Genomic DNA, 15971 nt, shown 5'->3' on the forward strand with positions numbered 1-15971 from the left:
GCGGGGTTAATCCTGTGACATCAGTTGTTCGATTTCAGCGACGCTCCTGGGCGCCGAGCTGAAGACTTCATGGCCTTGCGGCGTGACCAGCACATCGTCTTCGATGCGGATGCCGGTATGCCAGAACTGCTCCGGCACGCCCGTACCCGGACGCACGTAGATGCCCGGTTCGACCGTCAGCACCATGCCCGCTTCGAGCGCGCGCCACGGCTTGCCGGGCGCATCCGTGTCGCGGTAGGCGCCCACGTCGTGCACGTCCATGCCCAGCCAGTGGCTGGTGCCGTGCATGTAGAAGGGCATATAGGCCTTGTTGGCGATGACGTCCTGCACGCCGCCGCTTTTTTGCCGGTCCAGCAAACCCAGGTCGAGCATGCCTTGCGCCAGCACCTGCACGGCCGCTTCGTGGATGGCGCTGTGCGGCAAGCCGGGGCGCACCATGTCCAGCGCCGCCTGCTGGGCCGCCAGCACCAGTTCGTACAGCGCCCGCTGCGGGCCGCTGAAACGGCCGTTGACGGGCCAGGTGCGCGTGATGTCCGAGGCATAGCCATCGAGTTCGCAGCCGGCGTCGATCAAGACCAGCTCGCCGTCTTTTAATACCGCGTTATTGGCGCTGTAGTGCAGGATGCAGGCGTTGCCGCCGCCCGCGACGATGGAGGAATAGGCGGGAAACTGCGCGCCGCTGCGCCGGAATTCGTACAGCATCTCCGCTTCCAGCGCATATTCGTGCATGCCGGGCCGCGTGGCGCGCATGGCGCGTACGTGCGCGGCGCTGGAAATGGCGGCGGCGCGGCGCATCAGCTGCTGTTCCTGCGTGTCTTTCAGCAGGCGCATGGCGTCGAGCATGCCATTGATGTCATGCGCGATGGCGGGCGCCGTGACGCCGCTGCGGGCCTTTTGCCGCACGTTGTGCCGCCAGAGCTTCACCTGCGCATCAAGGCTGCCGCCCAGCGCATAGTAGATGGCGGGGACGTCGGCCAGCAGGCGCGTCATTTCGACGTCGAGTTCCTCGATGGGGAAGGCGCTGTCAAAGCCGAAAGTGGCGCGCGCCGCCTCGGGCCCGTGGCGGAAACCGTCCCAGATTTCGCGCTCCGTATTCTTGGCGCGGCAAAACAGGATGGCGCGCGCCGGGGCTGTGGCGCTGGCGGCCACGAGGGCCACGGCGCTGTCGGGTTCCGTAAAGCCGCTCAGGTAATAGAAATAGCTGTCGTGGCGGTACGGATAATCGCAATCGCTGTTGCGCGGCACTTCGGGCGCCGTGGCGAGGATGGCCACGCTGCCCGGCAGCATCTGCGCCAGCAGCGCCGCGCGCCGTGCCGCGTAATTGGCCATCATGCCGCTGGCGCCTTCGCTGCCACACCGTTGAGTACGTCGAGCTGCGCCGGCGTACCCACATTCGTCCACTCTCCGGTATAGACTTCGCCGCCCACGCGGCCCTGGTCCGCGTACTGGCGCAGCAAATCGCCCAGTCTGGCGTGGCTGCCGGGCTCGATGCCGTCGAACATTTCAGGACGGTACACGCCGATATTGGCGAAGGTCCACTTGGTTTCGTCCGTATTGTTGATCGCGAACAAGGTCAGGCCGAAGTCGCCCTTGGGATGGAAGTCGGGATTGGGCACCAGATAGGTCCAGGCGATGTCGCGCTGGTCGGCCGGATACGGCGTGCCCAGCACATCCTTGTCGGCCAGCACGTCGAGCACTTGCTTGAAGTCGAAATACGGGCAATAGATGTCGCCGGAAATGGCGAGAAATGGTTCCTCGCCCAGCAAGTGGCGCGCCTGGGCGATGCCGCCCGCCGTTTCCAGCGGCGTGGTCTCGGGCGAGTACGCGATGCGCGCGCCATACGCGCTGCCGTCGCCCAGGGTTTCCTCGATCAAATGGCCCAGGTGGGAATGGTTGATGACGATGTCCGTGATGCCGGCGCGCACCAGATTCAGCACATGCCAGACGATCAGCGGACGGCCGCGCACTTTCAGCAGCGGTTTGGGACAGGTATCGGTTAGCGGACGCATCCGTTCACCGCGGCCTGCGGCAAAGATCATGGCTTTCATGGGTATTCGTTTTCAGTATCGGTAAGTCGGCTGCGCGGACAGGCCGCGCAGCAGGAAAGTGCCTAGAATGTGTAGCCGACCTGGGGCGTTTTGTTCTCCAGTGCATCGAGCAAACGCACCAGCGGCTTGAGTTCCGTGTAGCGGTTGGCCGTCTTGCGCACGTAGTCGAGCACGGTCGGCAGGTCGCCCATGTACAGATCCTTGCCGTCGCGGTAGTTCAGGCGCGCGAACAGGCCGAGGATTTTCAGGTGGCGCTGCAGGGCCGTGAATTCGAAATCGCGGTAGAAGGCATCGATGTCGGGATTCACCGGCAAGCCCAGCTGCTTGGCGCGCTGCCAGTAGCGGATCACCCAGTCGAGCACCAGTTCCTCGTCCCACTGGATATACGCGTCGCGCAGCAGCGAGGCGATGTCGTAGGTGACGGGACCGAAGACGGCGTCCTGGAAGTCGAGGATGCCGGGATTGGGGATCGAACCATCGTTGATGTGCATCAAATTGCGCGAATGGTAGTCGCGGTGCATGAATACTTGCTGCTGCGACAAGATATTCGCCGTGATGGCTTCGAAGACCTTGTCCAGCTGGGTTTGTTGCACATCCGTCAAGGTGGCGCCCAGGTGCTTGCCGATAAACCATTCCGGGAACAGATTCATTTCGCGCAGGATGAAGGCGCGGTCGAATTCGGGCAGCACGTCGGGGGCGCTGGCCAGCTGGATTTTCATCAAGGATTCCAGCGCTTCGGCGTACAGCACGCTGGCGTTGTCGTGGTTCAGGGCGTCCAGATACGTGGTCGTGCCCAGGTCGGACAGCAGCAGGAAGCCCTGTTCCAGGTCTTGCGCGATGATTTCGGGCACGGACACGCCGGCGCCTTTCAGCAAGCCGGCCACCTTGACAAAGGCGGGCACGTTTTCGCGCTCAGGCGGCGCATCCATGGCGATCAGTGTCTTTCCTGGCAATGTTGTGTTGCTTGGCAGCACATCGAGACGGTAGTAGCGGCGGAAGCTGGCATCGCTGGAAGCGGGACGGGCGGATTCGGGCGCGACGAGGTTAAGCGAGGTCAACCAGGCTTTCAACAGGGTCAGGCGAGCGTCGGCGGAGACCGGCGCGGTGGAGGAATTGGGGGAGAATAACATTAAGCGGCCTGTGGAATCGGGTTGATGGTGCAGATTCCCATATAATAAGGGATTCAAATCAAAAAATCGCCTGTCAATGGTGCTTGCCCCTTCCAATTCATGAGCTGGTTTTCGGCCTCCCCCCCTTCGCAGCGCTGGGCTTTCGCCATCAGCGCGCTCGTCGCCGCCACGACGGTGCCTGTCCACGCCCAGAAAGCACCGCGTCCGGTTCATGTGGAAGATCCCGACGCGCCCACCGTCATGACGGCGAACAGCATGAACGGTCGACCGGAAAGAGAGATCAATCTCGACCAGAATGTCGTGATTGAGCGCGGAAAAACCACAAAAATGACGGCCGATACAGCTTGTTACAAACAAGTTGAAGATCAGTTCGACGCCGAGGGCCATATCAAGATGTGGCGTTTCGGCGATTACTACACGGGTGACGTCCTGAAGCTGAACATGGAGACCGGCAAGGGTTTCCTGCTCAACCCGACTTACCGCTTCGCAGTGGGCGGCGGCCAGGGCAAGGCCGAGCGCGTCGACTTCATCAATCCAGACGAAGCCAATGTTATCGAAGGCACCTACAGTACCTGCGAAGGGCCGAATCCGGACTGGTACCTGAAATCGAGCACCTTGAACCTCGATACGGGCCGCGACGTGGGCACGGGCAGCAAGACCATCATCTATTTCAAGGACGTGCCGATCCTGGGCACGCCGGGCATGTCGTTTTCGCTGTCGGGTGCGCGCCGCTCGGGCTGGCTGGCGCCCACGCCGGGCTTTGCCTCGAAGAACGGTTTCGAGCTGCTGATGCCGTATTACGTGAACATCGCGCCGAACCGCGACCTGACTCTGTATCCGCGCTACATCCAGCGGCGCGGCATCCAGCTCGGTGCGACGGGCCGCTACATGGGCGAGACGGATGCCGGCTTGTACAGCGGTGAAACGTCGTTTGAGTTTTTGCCGAACGACAAGCAGACCAAGACCAACCGCTACATGATCAAGTCCAAGCATGAGCAGGCGCTGGCCAAGGGCTGGACTTACAGCTGGGATCTGCGCGAGGCGTCGGACGATAATTACCCGAACGATTTTTCGAAAACCGTCGCCACCGCCACCGAGCGCCAGTTGCTGCGCGAATTGCGCACCGATTACCGTACCGAGGACTGGAGCCTGACGGCGCGCGTGCAGAATTACCAGGTGCTGCAGGATCCCAATCCCAACGTGGTCGTGCCACGCCCGTATGACCGTTTGCCGGCGGTGAACTTCCATGCTGGCAAATACGATGTCTGGGGCGGTTTCGACTGGACCTTTGACGCGGAAGCGACGCGCTTCGCGCATCCGACACAGGTGCAAGGCTCGCGTCTCGTGGCCGTGCCGCAGGTGAGTTTTCCCATCATGCGCCCTGGCTACTTCATCACGCCCAAGCTGATGCTCAATGCCAGCGCGTATCAGCTCGACAATGACGCCCGGACCAAGGCGCTGTTTAAAACTACCTCGTTTACGCGCGCCGTGCCGACCTTCTCGGTCGACAGCGGCCTGGTGTTTGAACGCGACACGAATCTGTTTGGCACCAAGGGCGGCACGCAAACCCTGGAGCCGCGCCTGTTCTACGTCTACACGCCGTACCGCGACCAGTCGCAGTTTCCGAACTTCGATACGGCCGATGGGACGTTCAACCTGACGCAAATCTTCACGGAAAACCGTTTTGTCGGCAGCGACCGCATCGGCGACGCCAACCAGGTCACGGCCGCCGTCGTATCGCGTTTCCTGCAATCGGACGGCACGGAGCGCATGCGCCTGACCTTTGGTCAGCGTTTCTATTTTGCCGACCAGCGCGTGCAGCTCAATTCGACGACGCCCGTCAACCAGTCGCGTTCCGATATCCTGCTGGCCGCAACGGGCCGCGTGTCCGAGACTTGGACCGTCGACAGTCTGGTGCAGTACAATCCCAGCGATCGCCAGTTGATGAGCTACAACTACACCTTGCAATATCAGCCTGGTGCCAAGAAAGTATTGAATTTCAGTAACCGTTTTCAACGTGGCGTACTGCGTAATGCGGAAGTGTCGACGCAGTGGCCGTTGACGGACCGCCTGTATGGCGTGGGCCGCATCAGTTACTCCATCAAGGATCGCAGCATGCTGGAAAGCCTGGTCGGCCTCGAATACAAGGGCGACTGCTGGGTGTTCCGCATGGGGGCGCAGCGTTTCGTGACGACGACCAAGACTGTCTCGACGCCGATCTTCTTCCAGCTGGAATTGACGGGCTTGTCGAGTGGCCTGGGCCTGGGTGCGAATGGCCTGGAAACTTTTACAAAAACTATCCCTGGTTACCAGACATTGAGCCAGCCACTCCGTTAAGATAGTCACCGTTGCCGCCGCCGGTGTCCCCGGCGCTGGCACAAACCGGTTTTTTTATTCACCTGAACTCATGAGCGCTCTACACATTATGCGTAATGCCAGTATGCACCAACTCAAAATTGCAACGGTTTTGTTGTGCGCCATTTCCGGCGCCACGACCAGTAGTGTCTGGGCGCAACAGGCTGCGCCAGCGCCTGCGGCCAAGCCCGCTGCCGCTGCCCCAGCGCCAGTCAAGGGCTTCACGCCCCCTGCGTCGAGCAGTGGCCAGACCATCGACTCCATCGCCGTTGTCGTCAATGACGATGTGATCACGCGCAATGAAGTGGCGGCCCGCATCAAGAGCGTGGAGCAGCGCATGAAGGCGCAGAATATCCCGCTTCCCGACCCTGCCGACCTGCGCCGCCAGTTGCTCGAACGCATGATTGTCGAGCGCGCGCAAATGCAGCTGGCCAAGGAAATGGGTGTGCGCGTGGATGACCTGACCCTGGACCGCGCGATAGGCCGTATTGCTGAACAGCAAAAGATGACGGTGCAAGAGCTGCGCAACCAGATGGAAAAGGAAGGCACGCCGTTTGCGACCTTCCGCGAAGAAATCCGCGATGAAATCATCATGCAGCGCCTGCGCGAGCACGAAGTCGACGCCAAGATCCAGATTTCCGATTCCGAAGTGGATAACTTCCTGGAAGCGGAAAAAGCGGCAGCCAGCGAACAGGTGGAGCTGAACCTGGCGCAAATTCTCGTGCGCATTCCGGAAAATTCCAGCCCCGAACAAATCGCCGCGCGCCGCGCGCGCGCCGAAGAAGTCAGCCGCCAGCTGCGCACGGGCGCCGATTTCGCCAAGATGGCCGCCACCTATTCCGACGCCAGCGATGCGCTGAGCGGCGGCGATATCGGCTGGCGCCAGAGCGACCGCCTGCCGCCCCTGTTCACGGAACAGTTGCTGAAATTGAAGCCTGGCCAGATCACGCCTATCATCAAGAGCAACACGGGCTTCCATATCCTGAAACTGGTGGACCGCCGCAGCGCTGCCGAGGCACAAGCCGTCGCCGCCGTGCAGCAGACGCATGCCCGCCATATCCTGCTGAAAGTGACGCCAACCCTGTCGGCGGCCGAAGCCAAGCGCAAACTGCTGGAATTGAAAGAACGTCTCGACAACAAGGCCGCCAAGTTCGAAGACCTGGCCCGTTTGTTCTCGAACGACGGTTCCGCGGCCAAAGGCGGCGACCTGGGCTGGCTGTATCCGGGCGACACCGTGCCGGAATTTGAAACGGCGATGAATGCGCTGAAACCGGGCGAAGTGAGCCAGCCGATCGAATCGAGCTTTGGCTTCCATCTGATCGAAGTGCTGGAACGTAAGAGCGACGACGTCTCGAAAGAGAAGAAACGCGCTGCCGCACGCAATGCCTTGCGCGAACGCAAGCTGGAAGAAGCGACGGAAAACTGGGCGCGCGAAGTGCGCGACCGTGCTTACGTCGAATTCCGCGCGGACGACCAGTAATGCTGCTGACTGATTGCGCATGAGTAACTTGCCTGTTGCACGCCGTCCGGCCATCGCCATTACCTGTGGCGAACCGGCCGGTGTCGGTCCGGAAATCTCGATACGCGCCGCCTGGGCCATGCGCAATGAAGTCAACTGCATCCTGCTGGGCGACGCCGCCTTCCTGGCGCTGACGGCCAGCCTGATCGATCCGGAGATCCGCCTGGCGGCGCTGTCGCTGCAAGCCGTGCGCAACAGCGGCTTGCCCCAGTTCGGTCCCGGCCGCTTGGCCGTGATCGATATTCCCACTGTGAACAATGTCATTCCTGGCGTGCTGGACAAGGAAAACGGGCGTTCCGTGCTCGCTACCCTGGACGCGGCCGTGGAGGGTGTCCAGGCGGGCTGGTTTGGCGCCATGGTCACGGCCCCCTTGCAGAAGAGCACGATCAACGACGCGGGCGTGGCCTTTTCCGGGCATACGGAATACCTGGCAGAAAAAACCGGCACGCCGCAAGTGGTGATGATGCTGGCCGGCGAACCGGGCCACGGCGAGCCGACCCTGCGCGTGGCGCTGGCCACCACGCATTTGCCATTGAAGGACGTGTCCGCTGCCATCACGATGGACAGCCTGGCCGTCACGCTGGATATCATTCAGCTTGATTTGCAACAGAAATTCGGCATCGCCGCGCCGCGCATCCTCGTCACCGGCCTGAACCCGCACGCGGGCGAGGGCGGGTATCTGGGACGCGAGGAAATCGATGTCATCACCCCGGCGATTGCCGCGGCGCAAGCGCGCGGCATCGATGCGCGCGGACCGTACCCGGCCGACACCTTGTTCCAGCAAAAATATCTGGCGGACGCCGACTGCGTACTGGCCATGTACCACGACCAGGGTTTGCCGGTGCTGAAATACGCGACCTTCGGGCGCGGCATCAATATCACCCTGGGCTTGCCGCTGATCCGCACTTCGGTCGACCATGGCACGGCGCTGGACCTGGCCGCGCAAGGACTGGGCCTGGCCGATTGCCACAGCATGGAGCAAGCCCTGCAAACGGCGCTCGACATGCTGCGCGCCAGCACCCCGACCAGAGCGTAGGTCGGGTTAGCCGCAAGGCGTAACCCGACGCTGCCTGCTCAACGATCCCGCCGGCCTGTGCCGGCTTTACCGCATTGATAGAAAACACATTATGAAACACGTTGCCCGCAAACGCTTTGGCCAGAACTTCCTGCATGACCGCTTCGTCCTCGATGACATCACGGCCGCCATCGCGCCGCAGCCGGACGATGCCATGGTCGAGATCGGCCCCGGCCTGGGCGCCATGACGGAGCAGCTGCTGCGCCATTTGAAACAGATGCATGTGGTGGAACTGGACCGCGACCTAATCGTGCGCCTGGAAAAGACCTTCAATCCGGCCAAGCTGACGATCCACTCGGGCGACGCGCTGAAATTCGATTTCGCGCAAATCCCCGTGCCGGCCGGCCAGAAGCTGCGCATCGTGGGCAACTTGCCATATAACATTTCCAGCCCGCTGCTGTTCCACCTGGCGGACTTCGCGCCGCTGGTGCAGGACCAGCATTTCATGCTGCAAAAGGAAGTGGTCGAGCGCATGGTGGCCGAACCGGGCAGCAAGGCGTATGGCCGCCTGTCCGTGATGCTGCAATGGCGCTACAAGATGTCGCTGCTGTTCATCGTGCCGCCGACGGCCTTCGATCCGCCGCCGAAAGTGGAGTCGGCCATCGTGCGCATGATTCCCGTGGCCGAGCGCCTCGCGTGCGACCAGGCCACGCTGGAAGCCGTGGTCATGAAGGCGTTTTCGCAACGCCGCAAGGTGATCCGCAATTGCCTGGCCGGGATGTTTACGGAAGAGCAGATCAAGGCGGCCGGCATCGACCCGACCCTGCGTCCGGAAACCGTGGGGCTGGAGCAGTATGTTGCCTTGGCGAATCTGCTGAAGGCGCCTGCTTGAGTTTTAACTTAAAACCACTGGTCGACCTGCTGCAAATCCTGGCGCAACGCTGAAAAACAGTCGTCCACATGGTGGTTGCGGCTGATTTCATTGCGCCGCATCAGGGCGATCTTGCGCTTGCACGTGGGCTGGCGCAGCGGTGCCACATGCAGGTCCTCGTCGTTGAGGAAGGTCGTGTACAGGCTGGGCATGATGCCCACGGCGATGCCCGCGCGCACCACGCCATACAGCGATTCGCTGTGGATCATCTGGTACAGGCTCGACGGGCTCAGGCCATGCTGGCGCAGGGCGCTCGAGGCGAACTCCCAGATGCTGCCCTTGGTAAACACGACGATTTCCTGGCCCGCCAGCTGCTCCCAGCGCACTTCCTTCAGCGGCGCCAGCGCATGGCGTCCCGCCGTCACCAAGACCAGCTCGTCTTCGAACAGGCCCACGCTTTCCAGCGACACGGAACCGGGCACCTCGATGCCCACGCAAAAGTCCAGCTGGCCCGAATGCAGCGCATGCAGCAAGCCGTCGTTGGGCATGTCCGACAGGACGATTTCCACTTCATCTCCATGCTGCTCGCAGTAGCGCGCCACCACCACGGCCGTCATCGCCATGGCCGAGGGGATGGCGCCGATGCGGATGCGATGCCGGCCGCTGCCGATGGCGCGCTGGATATCGGCAAAGGTGTTGCTGGCCGTATTCAATAAATGCGTGGCGTATTCGAGCGCCAGCTTGCCTTCGCGCGTCAATTCCAGCTGGTGGGTTGTGCGGTTAAACAACTTTTTTCCCAATTGATTTTCCAGCAGCTTGATCGACGCGCTGAGGGCCGGCTGGGTCACGCACAATTCCTGTGCAGCCTTGCTGAAGCTGTTTACCCGGGCTAGGGTGGAAAACGCTTGTAAATGTCGTAAGGAAATTTTCTTGCTCAGTTCATGCATGGGCGTTGCTTATTAGAAAAAGTAATGGATTTATAAAAATAAACAAATTTTCTTATCCCGCAATTTACCATATTCTGGACTGGTCCTTACTTGTCTTGAAAGCAACAATATTCGGGAGAAGCGCCTGGAATGCGGTGCCGGCACGTGCGGCGGCGCGCCATGCAAGGGATGCATCAATAAAATAATTCCAAAAAAACTCAGGGTTTATTCTTTTTAGGGTGGCGGCGATGAACAAATGGATGACGGGAACGATGGTAGTGGGTGGCTTGCTGGCGGCGCAGGGTGCGGCGCAGGCGCAAAGCAGCGTGCAAGTGTATGGACTGCTGTCGGCCGGTATCGGGTATGTGTCGGATGAGGGCAAAGGCAGCCGCACGCATGCGCTGAGCGGCACGAATCAGAATCCCCGCATCGGTTTCCGCGGCCAGGAAGACCTGGGCGACGGCACCAAGGCGATCTTCGTGCTGGAAAACGGTTTTAACGTGATGACGGGCACGGCTTCGCAAAGCGGCCGTCTGTTCGGCCGCCAGTCGTATGTGGGTTTGTCCAGCAACGACAAGGGCACCTTGACCCTGGGCCGCCAGTACGAAGCCGTCAAGGATCTGCTGGGTCCCGTGGTCATCGCCAGTAACGGCGTGCACATCGGCGACAACGACAATGGCTACAACAACCTGCGCGTGCAAAACGCCGTCAAGTATGTCAGCCCGAATATCAGCAACCTGTCGTTCACGGGCTTGTATGGTTTCAGCGAGAACCCGGAAGATTCGAACCGCAACCGCGTCTACAGCATGGGCGCCGGCTACAAGGTCGATGCCTTCAGCTGGGCCGTCGCCTACACCAAGATGGATCGCCCGAACAGCCCCGATGCGCCGAATGGCGCCATCGGCAATGACTATGCCAGTTCCCTGTTGATCTTCAACAAGAGCGCCGTCAAGGGCGCCGGCGTGGACAGCCAGGCCATCGCCGGCACGGGAGGCTTTTATAATGTGGGCAAGACCAAGTTTGGCGCCTTGTACACCAATGTGCGCTACCACTACCTGGATCAAAGCAATCTGACCCTGCAGAACGTGGACTTGAACGTGAACCACAAGCTGACGGAAGCGTTGAACCTGGGCGCGTCGTATTTCTATACGACTGGTAAATATGACGTGATCAACAAGACGCCGAAATGGCATCAGGTTAACTTCCAGGCCGATTACTTCCTGTCCAAGCGCACCGATGTCGCCATCACCTGGAGCTACCAGAAAGCGGCCGGCGATGCGACGTTCGCCCGCGTGTTCGGCTTCGGCGCCTCGGGCGGCAAGACGCAAAGCGTGCTGATCGTTGGCATGCGACATTATTTCTGACACTGATCCATCTTTACAGGCGCTGTCCCGCAGCGCCGTCCCCTGAAAGGAAGCATCTTGAAAAAGCACCTCATGTTGGCGTTGAGCCTAGGCTTGCTGGCCAACGCCGCCCACGCGGAAAAACGCGAGCTGGTCATTTCGGCCTATCCGATTGCCCAGCCCTTGTTCATGAAGTATGTGTACGAGCCGTTCAAGGCCAAATGCGGTTGCGATATCAAGGTGGAAACGGGGAATAATGCGGATCGCATCGCCAAGCTGGTGGTGCACGCCAAGAACCCGGTGATCGACCTGGTGCTGCTGTCCGATTCCGGCATGCTGGAAGCGGCGCAAAAGGGCGTGATCCAGCCCATGGATTATTCCAAGCTGAGCAATTACAAAGCCCTGTACGACGTGGCGAAAAACCCTATCGGCGGCAACTTTGCCGTCGGCTACACCCTGTATTCGGTCGGCCTGGTGTACCGCAGCGACAAGGTTGCCCCGCTGACGTCCTGGAAGGACCTGTGGCGCCCCGAACTGAAGGGCCGCGTGGCCTTCCCCGACGTGAGCACCACGCAGGGCCCCTTGATGCTGCGCATGGCCGACGCGGCCTGGGGCGGCAAGACGGACGACTATGCCACGGGCTTTGCGAAGATCGTCGGCATGAAGGGCAACGTCGTCACGTTCTCGAAAAACAGCGCGCAGCTGGCCGCCCTGTTTGCGCAGGATGAAATCTGGGCCGCGCCCGTGGCGCGCTTTACCTGGTCGCAAATGCTCAAGACGGGCCTGCCCCTGAAATGGAGCATCCCGGCCGAAGGCCAGGCGGCCGGCATGAACGTGATGGGCATCGTTGCCGGGTCAAAGAATGCGGACCTGGCCTACCAGCTGATGGATTTCTGGCTGTCCAAGGAAGTGCAGACGCAGCTGGCGACCAATCTGGTCGACTCGCCCGTCAACAAGGACGTGCGCCTGTCGGTGGCGGCCGCGCAATTCAATACCTATGGCGCCGATCAAATCAGCTCGCTGAAGTTCGTCAAGCCGGAAACCATCATCAAACAGCGCAGCAACTGGATGACGCAGTGGAACAAGGCCATGAGCAAATAGTGGTGACGAGGAGAAAACACCATGTTTGCTGATCCAAAAAAGCGCCTGGGACTGCTGCTGGTCCTGCCGGCGCTGATCTTTATCGTCGTCTGCTTCCTGCTGCCCGTGCTGGCCTTGCTGGTCGACGCCTTCCGCGTCGGCGACGGCATGCAGTGGGGTGTTGAGCGCTTCGTTGCATTCTTCTCGCAGGAATTCAACCGCACCATCTTCTGGCGCACCCTGCGCATCGCCGCGCTGGTGACCCTGGCGTCCATCATCCTCGGCTATCCGGCCGCGCAAGCCGTGGCGCGCGTGTCGCCGAAGTGGCGCGGGCTGGTGGTCGGCATGATGATTCTGCCGCTGATGGTCTCGCCGATCGCGCGTACCTATGCGTGGATCGTGCTGCTGGGCCGTAATGGCGCCCTCAACGCGGCGCTCGTCAACATGGGTTTCACGGACGAGCCGCTGCGTTTGCTGTTCAGCGAGTTCGCCGTCTTTGTCGGCCTGCTGCAATTGCTGCTGCCCTTGATGCTGATGTCGCTGGCGGGCGCGCTGGAAAACCTGCCGCGCGACGTGGAACCTGCCGCAGCGACTTTGGGCGCGAATCCATGGCAAGTATTCTGCAAGGTCACCCTGCCGCTGACGCAGGAAGGCCTGGTGGTCGGCGGCACGCTGGTGTTTACGGGCTGCGTGACGGCCTACGTGACGCCGGCCCTCTTGGGCGGCACCAAGGTGCTGATGCTGGAAACGCTGCTGTACCAGAAGGTCAGCGTGGAGAGCGATTTCGGCGCCGCGAATGTGATCGCCGTCATCCTCGTCTGCATGACCCTGCTGGTGAATGCCGGCCTTAAACGTATTTCCTCGAGCCGGAGTTCCGTATGAAAGAAAGCCTGTTTTCACGTGCCGTTTTATGGCTGGTGTTTTTGTTCCTGCTGGGACCCTTCGCCATCGTCGTGCTGGCCGGCTTTTCCGGCGGCGAAACCTTGGCCTTCCCGCCCGAATCGTATTCGCTGCGCTGGATCCTCGAAGTGTGGGCTGCGCCCGAGTTCCGCCGCGCCTTCCAGACCAGCCTGGAAATCGGCCTGATCGCCACCGTCATCGCGCTGTTGCTGGGCATCCCCGTCGCGTATGCGTTTTCGCGCATGCCGCCGCCCGGTATCGGCGCCATCCGGCAAATCCTGACATCGCCGCTGATCATTCCCGCCATCCTCGTCGGTTTGGGCTTGCTGCACCACCTGGTGCTGACGATCAATGCGCCCGTGTACGTGGGCCTCTTGATCGGCCATATCGCGCTGCTGATTCCGTACTCGGTGCGTGTCGTGTATGCCAGCCTGGTCAACCTGCGCGTGGATATCGAGGATGCGGCCATCACGCTGGGCGCGTCGCGCCTGCGCGCGTTTTTCATGATCGTGCTGCCGAATATCCGCAACGCCGTGATCGCCGCCTTCTTCCTCGCCTTCGTCACCTCGTTCAACCAGGTGCCCGTCTCGCTGTTCCTCACGGGTCCCGGCATCAGCACCTTGCCCATCGAGATGCTGGGCCATATGGAAAACAGTTTCGATCCGTCGATCGCTGCCCTGTCGACCTTGCTGGTCTTGTTCACCATGGCCTTCGTGATGGTGACCGAAAAGGTGCTGGGCATTTCTAAATACATGTAAGAGGCAACACACGATGAGTTATCTGGAACTGCACAAGCTGAACCTCGGCTACGCCAAGAACACGACGTCCGTGAAAGACTTGGACTTGCACGTCGAGCAGGGCGAGCTGATTTCCCTGCTGGGCCCCAGCGGCTGCGGCAAGACCACCACCATGCGCGCCATTGCCGGCCTGATGCCGCTGCAGTCGGGCCGCATCGTGCTCGACGGCCGCGAAATCGGCAAGCTGGCGCCGAACAAGCGCAATATCGGCATGGTCTTCCAGTCGTACGCGCTGTTCCCGCACCTGAACGTGTACGACAACATCGCCTTCGGCCTGCGCCTGCGCAAGGTGGCGCCGGCGCTGCTGAAAACGAAAGTGGAAGCCGTGATCGCCGCCGTCGGGCTGACGGGGTTTGAAACGCGCCTGCCGGCGCAGATGTCCGGCGGCCAGCAGCAGCGCGTGGCGCTGGCGCGCGCCATCGTCGTCGAACCGGCCCTGCTGCTGCTCGATGAACCGCTGTCGAACCTGGACGCCAAGCTGCGCGTGCAGATGCGCGCCGAGCTGCGCCGCATCCAGCGCGACCTGGGCATCACCATGCTGTACGTGACGCATGACCAGGAAGAAGCGCTGGCCCTGTCCGACCGCATCGTCGTCATGAACGGCGGGCGCATCGAGCAGCTGGCCGCGCCGGAAGCCGTGTTCAATACGCCGTCGACGCGCTTCGTCGCCAACTTCATGGGTTTCGAAAACCTGTTCGACTACCGCGACGGCGCGCTGCACCACGCCGGCGCCAGCCTGCCGTACACGTCCCCCGTCGCTGCCGGCACCACGGTGCTGGGCTGGCGTCCGGACAAGGTGCGCGTCTGCGCCGCCGACGACGCGGCAGGTCAGTACCCTGGCACCGTGCTGGCGCGCGGCTTCCTGGGCGACACCGTCGAATATCTGCTGCAAACGCCGCTGGGCCAGGTCAAGGGTATTTGCGCGGCCGGCGGCGCCGCATGGCGCGAAGGCACGGCCGTCTCCTTCGTACTGCCCTCCGACAGCGCCCTGTGGCTGGCTGCCTGATTTTTAACCTGAGACCATCATGACCCAAGCCTTGAAAAAGATCTGGCTCGACACCGATCCCGGTTTCGACGACTGGCTGACGATGCTGCTCTTGGGCAGCAATCCCGACATCGAGTGGCTGGGCGTGAGCGTGGTGGCGGGCAATGCACCCGTCGCCATCACTTACGATAACGCCTTGCGCATCAAGGCCCATGACGGCTTGACGGTGCCGATCTACCGCGGCTGCGAAGAACCGCTGGCCGGCGTCATCGAGACGGCGCAGCGCATCCTGGGCGACAGCGGCATGCCGACCACGGGCGACATCCTGCCGCCCGGTGCGGCCAGTGATGCTGCCGGCCACGCCGTCGACGCGCTGATCGCCGCCGTGCGCAAGCATCCCGGCCAGATCACCATCATGGCGATCGCACCGATGACCAATATCGCAACCGCGCTGGCCAAGGCGCCCGATATCGCGGGCAAGATCGTCGAGATCATCCTGATGGGCGGCTCGACCGACCAGGGCAACCATACGGCGGCGGCCGAATTCAATATTTATGCGGACCCGGAAGCGGCCGCCCAGGTGTTCAAATCCGGCATTCCGCTGCGCATGTTCGGTCTGAACCTGTGCCGCCAGCTCTTGGTGACGAATGCGGAAGTGGAACGCCTGCGCGCCCTCGGCACGCCGCGCGCACTACGTCTGGCCGGCTACCTGGAAGCGTATGTGCGCATCCGGAGCAGCGACGGTTCCGTTCCCATGCCCATGTACGACCCGGTGGTGGCCCTGTATCTGGAAGCGCCCCAGCTGTTCCAGTTCCAGCCGGCTCACGTGGCCATCGAATTGACGGGCGAACTGACGCGCGGCATGACGGTGTGCGAATTCCGCGTGCCGCGCCGCGCCGTCATCAACACGCAGGTGGCGATGCTGGCCGATGGCCCGGCCGCCATCGAGCGCCTGATGCGCCGCCTGGCCGCCATTCTCGTCTGACCTACTTCACTACGAAA

At 61.7% G+C, this 15971-nt stretch carries 14 protein-coding genes; 10 read left to right on the forward strand and 4 right to left on the reverse strand.

What is annotated here, in order from left to right:
* Positions 1 to 6: 6 nt before the first annotated feature.
* The 3 genes from AC1RBA_RS19770 to AC1RBA_RS19780 form a co-directional block, all read right to left on the reverse strand.
* Positions 7 to 1329 (reverse strand): aminopeptidase P N-terminal domain-containing protein, encoded by a 1323-nt coding sequence (locus AC1RBA_RS19770; protein ID WP_492419754.1) that lies wholly within the window; start codon positions 1327 to 1329, stop codon positions 7 to 9.
* Positions 1329 to 2048, reverse strand: a complete 720-nt coding sequence (gene murU / locus AC1RBA_RS19775; protein ID WP_492419639.1) for an N-acetylmuramate alpha-1-phosphate uridylyltransferase MurU — start codon at positions 2046 to 2048, stop codon at positions 1329 to 1331. The genes AC1RBA_RS19770 and murU overlap by 1 nt, the downstream gene beginning before the upstream one ends.
* Before the next feature lie 62 nt (positions 2049 to 2110).
* On the reverse strand, positions 2111 to 3178 hold the full coding sequence (locus AC1RBA_RS19780; RefSeq protein ID WP_492419640.1) for an aminoglycoside phosphotransferase family protein: 1068 nt from the start codon (positions 3176 to 3178) through the stop codon (positions 2111 to 2113).
* A gap of 99 nt (positions 3179 to 3277) precedes the next feature.
* Between AC1RBA_RS19780 and AC1RBA_RS19785 the strand changes: the two genes are divergently transcribed.
* From AC1RBA_RS19785 to rsmA, 4 genes are all read left to right on the forward strand, one after another.
* Complete coding sequence (locus AC1RBA_RS19785) at positions 3278 to 5515, forward strand: LPS-assembly protein LptD (protein ID WP_070290837.1); 2238 nt, start codon at positions 3278 to 3280, stop codon at positions 5513 to 5515.
* A gap of 103 nt (positions 5516 to 5618) precedes the next feature.
* On the forward strand, positions 5619 to 7013 hold the full coding sequence (locus tag AC1RBA_RS19790) for a peptidylprolyl isomerase (RefSeq protein ID WP_227742060.1): 1395 nt from the start codon (positions 5619 to 5621) through the stop codon (positions 7011 to 7013).
* Positions 7014 to 7032: 19 nt separating this feature from the next.
* Positions 7033 to 8088 (forward strand): 4-hydroxythreonine-4-phosphate dehydrogenase PdxA, encoded by a 1056-nt coding sequence (pdxA, locus tag AC1RBA_RS19795; protein ID WP_121670618.1) that lies wholly within the window; start codon positions 7033 to 7035, stop codon positions 8086 to 8088.
* 91 nt (positions 8089 to 8179) lie between these two features.
* Positions 8180 to 8959 (forward strand): 16S rRNA (adenine(1518)-N(6)/adenine(1519)-N(6))-dimethyltransferase RsmA, encoded by a 780-nt coding sequence (rsmA, locus tag AC1RBA_RS19800; RefSeq protein ID WP_070220568.1) that lies wholly within the window; start codon positions 8180 to 8182, stop codon positions 8957 to 8959.
* Positions 8960 to 8967: 8 nt separating this feature from the next.
* On the opposite strand, the gene AC1RBA_RS19805 is transcribed toward rsmA, so the two are convergent.
* Positions 8968 to 9885 (reverse strand): LysR family transcriptional regulator, encoded by a 918-nt coding sequence (locus AC1RBA_RS19805; protein ID WP_070220566.1) that lies wholly within the window; start codon positions 9883 to 9885, stop codon positions 8968 to 8970.
* Positions 9886 to 10112: 227 nt separating this feature from the next.
* On the opposite strand from AC1RBA_RS19805, the gene AC1RBA_RS19810 reads away from it, so the two are divergent.
* Genes AC1RBA_RS19810 through AC1RBA_RS19835 form a run of 6 tightly spaced genes read left to right on the forward strand, consistent with a single transcriptional unit; the run spans position 10113 to position 15954 of the window.
* Positions 10113 to 11228 carry a porin gene (locus AC1RBA_RS19810; RefSeq protein ID WP_227742059.1) on the forward strand — a complete coding sequence of 372 codons (1116 nt, stop codon included), beginning with the start codon at positions 10113 to 10115 and terminating at the stop codon, positions 11226 to 11228.
* A gap of 57 nt (positions 11229 to 11285) precedes the next feature.
* Positions 11286 to 12308 (forward strand): ABC transporter substrate-binding protein, encoded by a 1023-nt coding sequence (locus AC1RBA_RS19815; protein WP_230501729.1) that lies wholly within the window; start codon positions 11286 to 11288, stop codon positions 12306 to 12308.
* Between the two features lie 21 nt (positions 12309 to 12329).
* Complete coding sequence (locus AC1RBA_RS19820) at positions 12330 to 13169, forward strand: ABC transporter permease (protein ID WP_230501731.1); 840 nt, start codon at positions 12330 to 12332, stop codon at positions 13167 to 13169.
* Positions 13166 to 13945: an ABC transporter permease gene (locus AC1RBA_RS19825; RefSeq protein WP_070290842.1), complete on the forward strand. Its 780-nt coding sequence runs from the start codon at positions 13166 to 13168 to the stop codon at positions 13943 to 13945. Before AC1RBA_RS19820 ends, AC1RBA_RS19825 begins: the two co-directional genes overlap by 4 nt.
* 13 nt (positions 13946 to 13958) lie before the next feature.
* Positions 13959 to 14990, forward strand: coding sequence for an ABC transporter ATP-binding protein (locus AC1RBA_RS19830; protein WP_492419641.1), 1032 nt, complete (start codon positions 13959 to 13961; stop codon positions 14988 to 14990).
* 19 nt (positions 14991 to 15009) lie between these two features.
* Positions 15010 to 15954, forward strand: coding sequence for a nucleoside hydrolase (locus tag AC1RBA_RS19835; RefSeq protein WP_492419642.1), 945 nt, complete (start codon positions 15010 to 15012; stop codon positions 15952 to 15954).
* Positions 15955 to 15971: the final 17 nt, after the last annotated feature.

The sequence above is a fragment of the Janthinobacterium sp. GW823-FHT03B06 genome, from assembly GCF_058796955.1.

What these genes read in the sequence shown, in the direction of transcription:
- AC1RBA_RS19805 (WP_070220566.1), bottom strand. Translation starts at nt 9,885, where the DNA reads ATGCATGAACTGAGCAAGAAAATTTCCTTACGACATTTACAAGCGTTT.
- AC1RBA_RS19825 (WP_070290842.1), top strand. Translation starts at nt 13,166, where the DNA reads ATGAAAGAAAGCCTGTTTTCACGTGCCGTTTTATGGCTGGTGTTTTTG.
- AC1RBA_RS19790 (WP_227742060.1), top strand. Translation starts at nt 5,619, where the DNA reads ATGCACCAACTCAAAATTGCAACGGTTTTGTTGTGCGCCATTTCCGGC.
- AC1RBA_RS19820 (WP_230501731.1), top strand. Translation starts at nt 12,330, where the DNA reads ATGTTTGCTGATCCAAAAAAGCGCCTGGGACTGCTGCTGGTCCTGCCG.
- AC1RBA_RS19810 (WP_227742059.1), top strand. Translation starts at nt 10,113, where the DNA reads ATGAACAAATGGATGACGGGAACGATGGTAGTGGGTGGCTTGCTGGCG.
- AC1RBA_RS19830 (WP_492419641.1), top strand. Translation starts at nt 13,959, where the DNA reads ATGAGTTATCTGGAACTGCACAAGCTGAACCTCGGCTACGCCAAGAAC.
- AC1RBA_RS19835 (WP_492419642.1), top strand. Translation starts at nt 15,010, where the DNA reads ATGACCCAAGCCTTGAAAAAGATCTGGCTCGACACCGATCCCGGTTTC.
- pdxA (WP_121670618.1), top strand. Translation starts at nt 7,033, where the DNA reads ATGAGTAACTTGCCTGTTGCACGCCGTCCGGCCATCGCCATTACCTGT.
- AC1RBA_RS19785 (WP_070290837.1), top strand. Translation starts at nt 3,278, where the DNA reads ATGAGCTGGTTTTCGGCCTCCCCCCCTTCGCAGCGCTGGGCTTTCGCC.
- rsmA (WP_070220568.1), top strand. Translation starts at nt 8,180, where the DNA reads ATGAAACACGTTGCCCGCAAACGCTTTGGCCAGAACTTCCTGCATGAC.
- AC1RBA_RS19770 (WP_492419754.1), bottom strand. Translation starts at nt 1,329, where the DNA reads ATGGCCAATTACGCGGCACGGCGCGCGGCGCTGCTGGCGCAGATGCTG.
- AC1RBA_RS19780 (WP_492419640.1), bottom strand. Translation starts at nt 3,178, where the DNA reads ATGTTATTCTCCCCCAATTCCTCCACCGCGCCGGTCTCCGCCGACGCT.
- murU (WP_492419639.1), bottom strand. Translation starts at nt 2,048, where the DNA reads ATGAAAGCCATGATCTTTGCCGCAGGCCGCGGTGAACGGATGCGTCCG.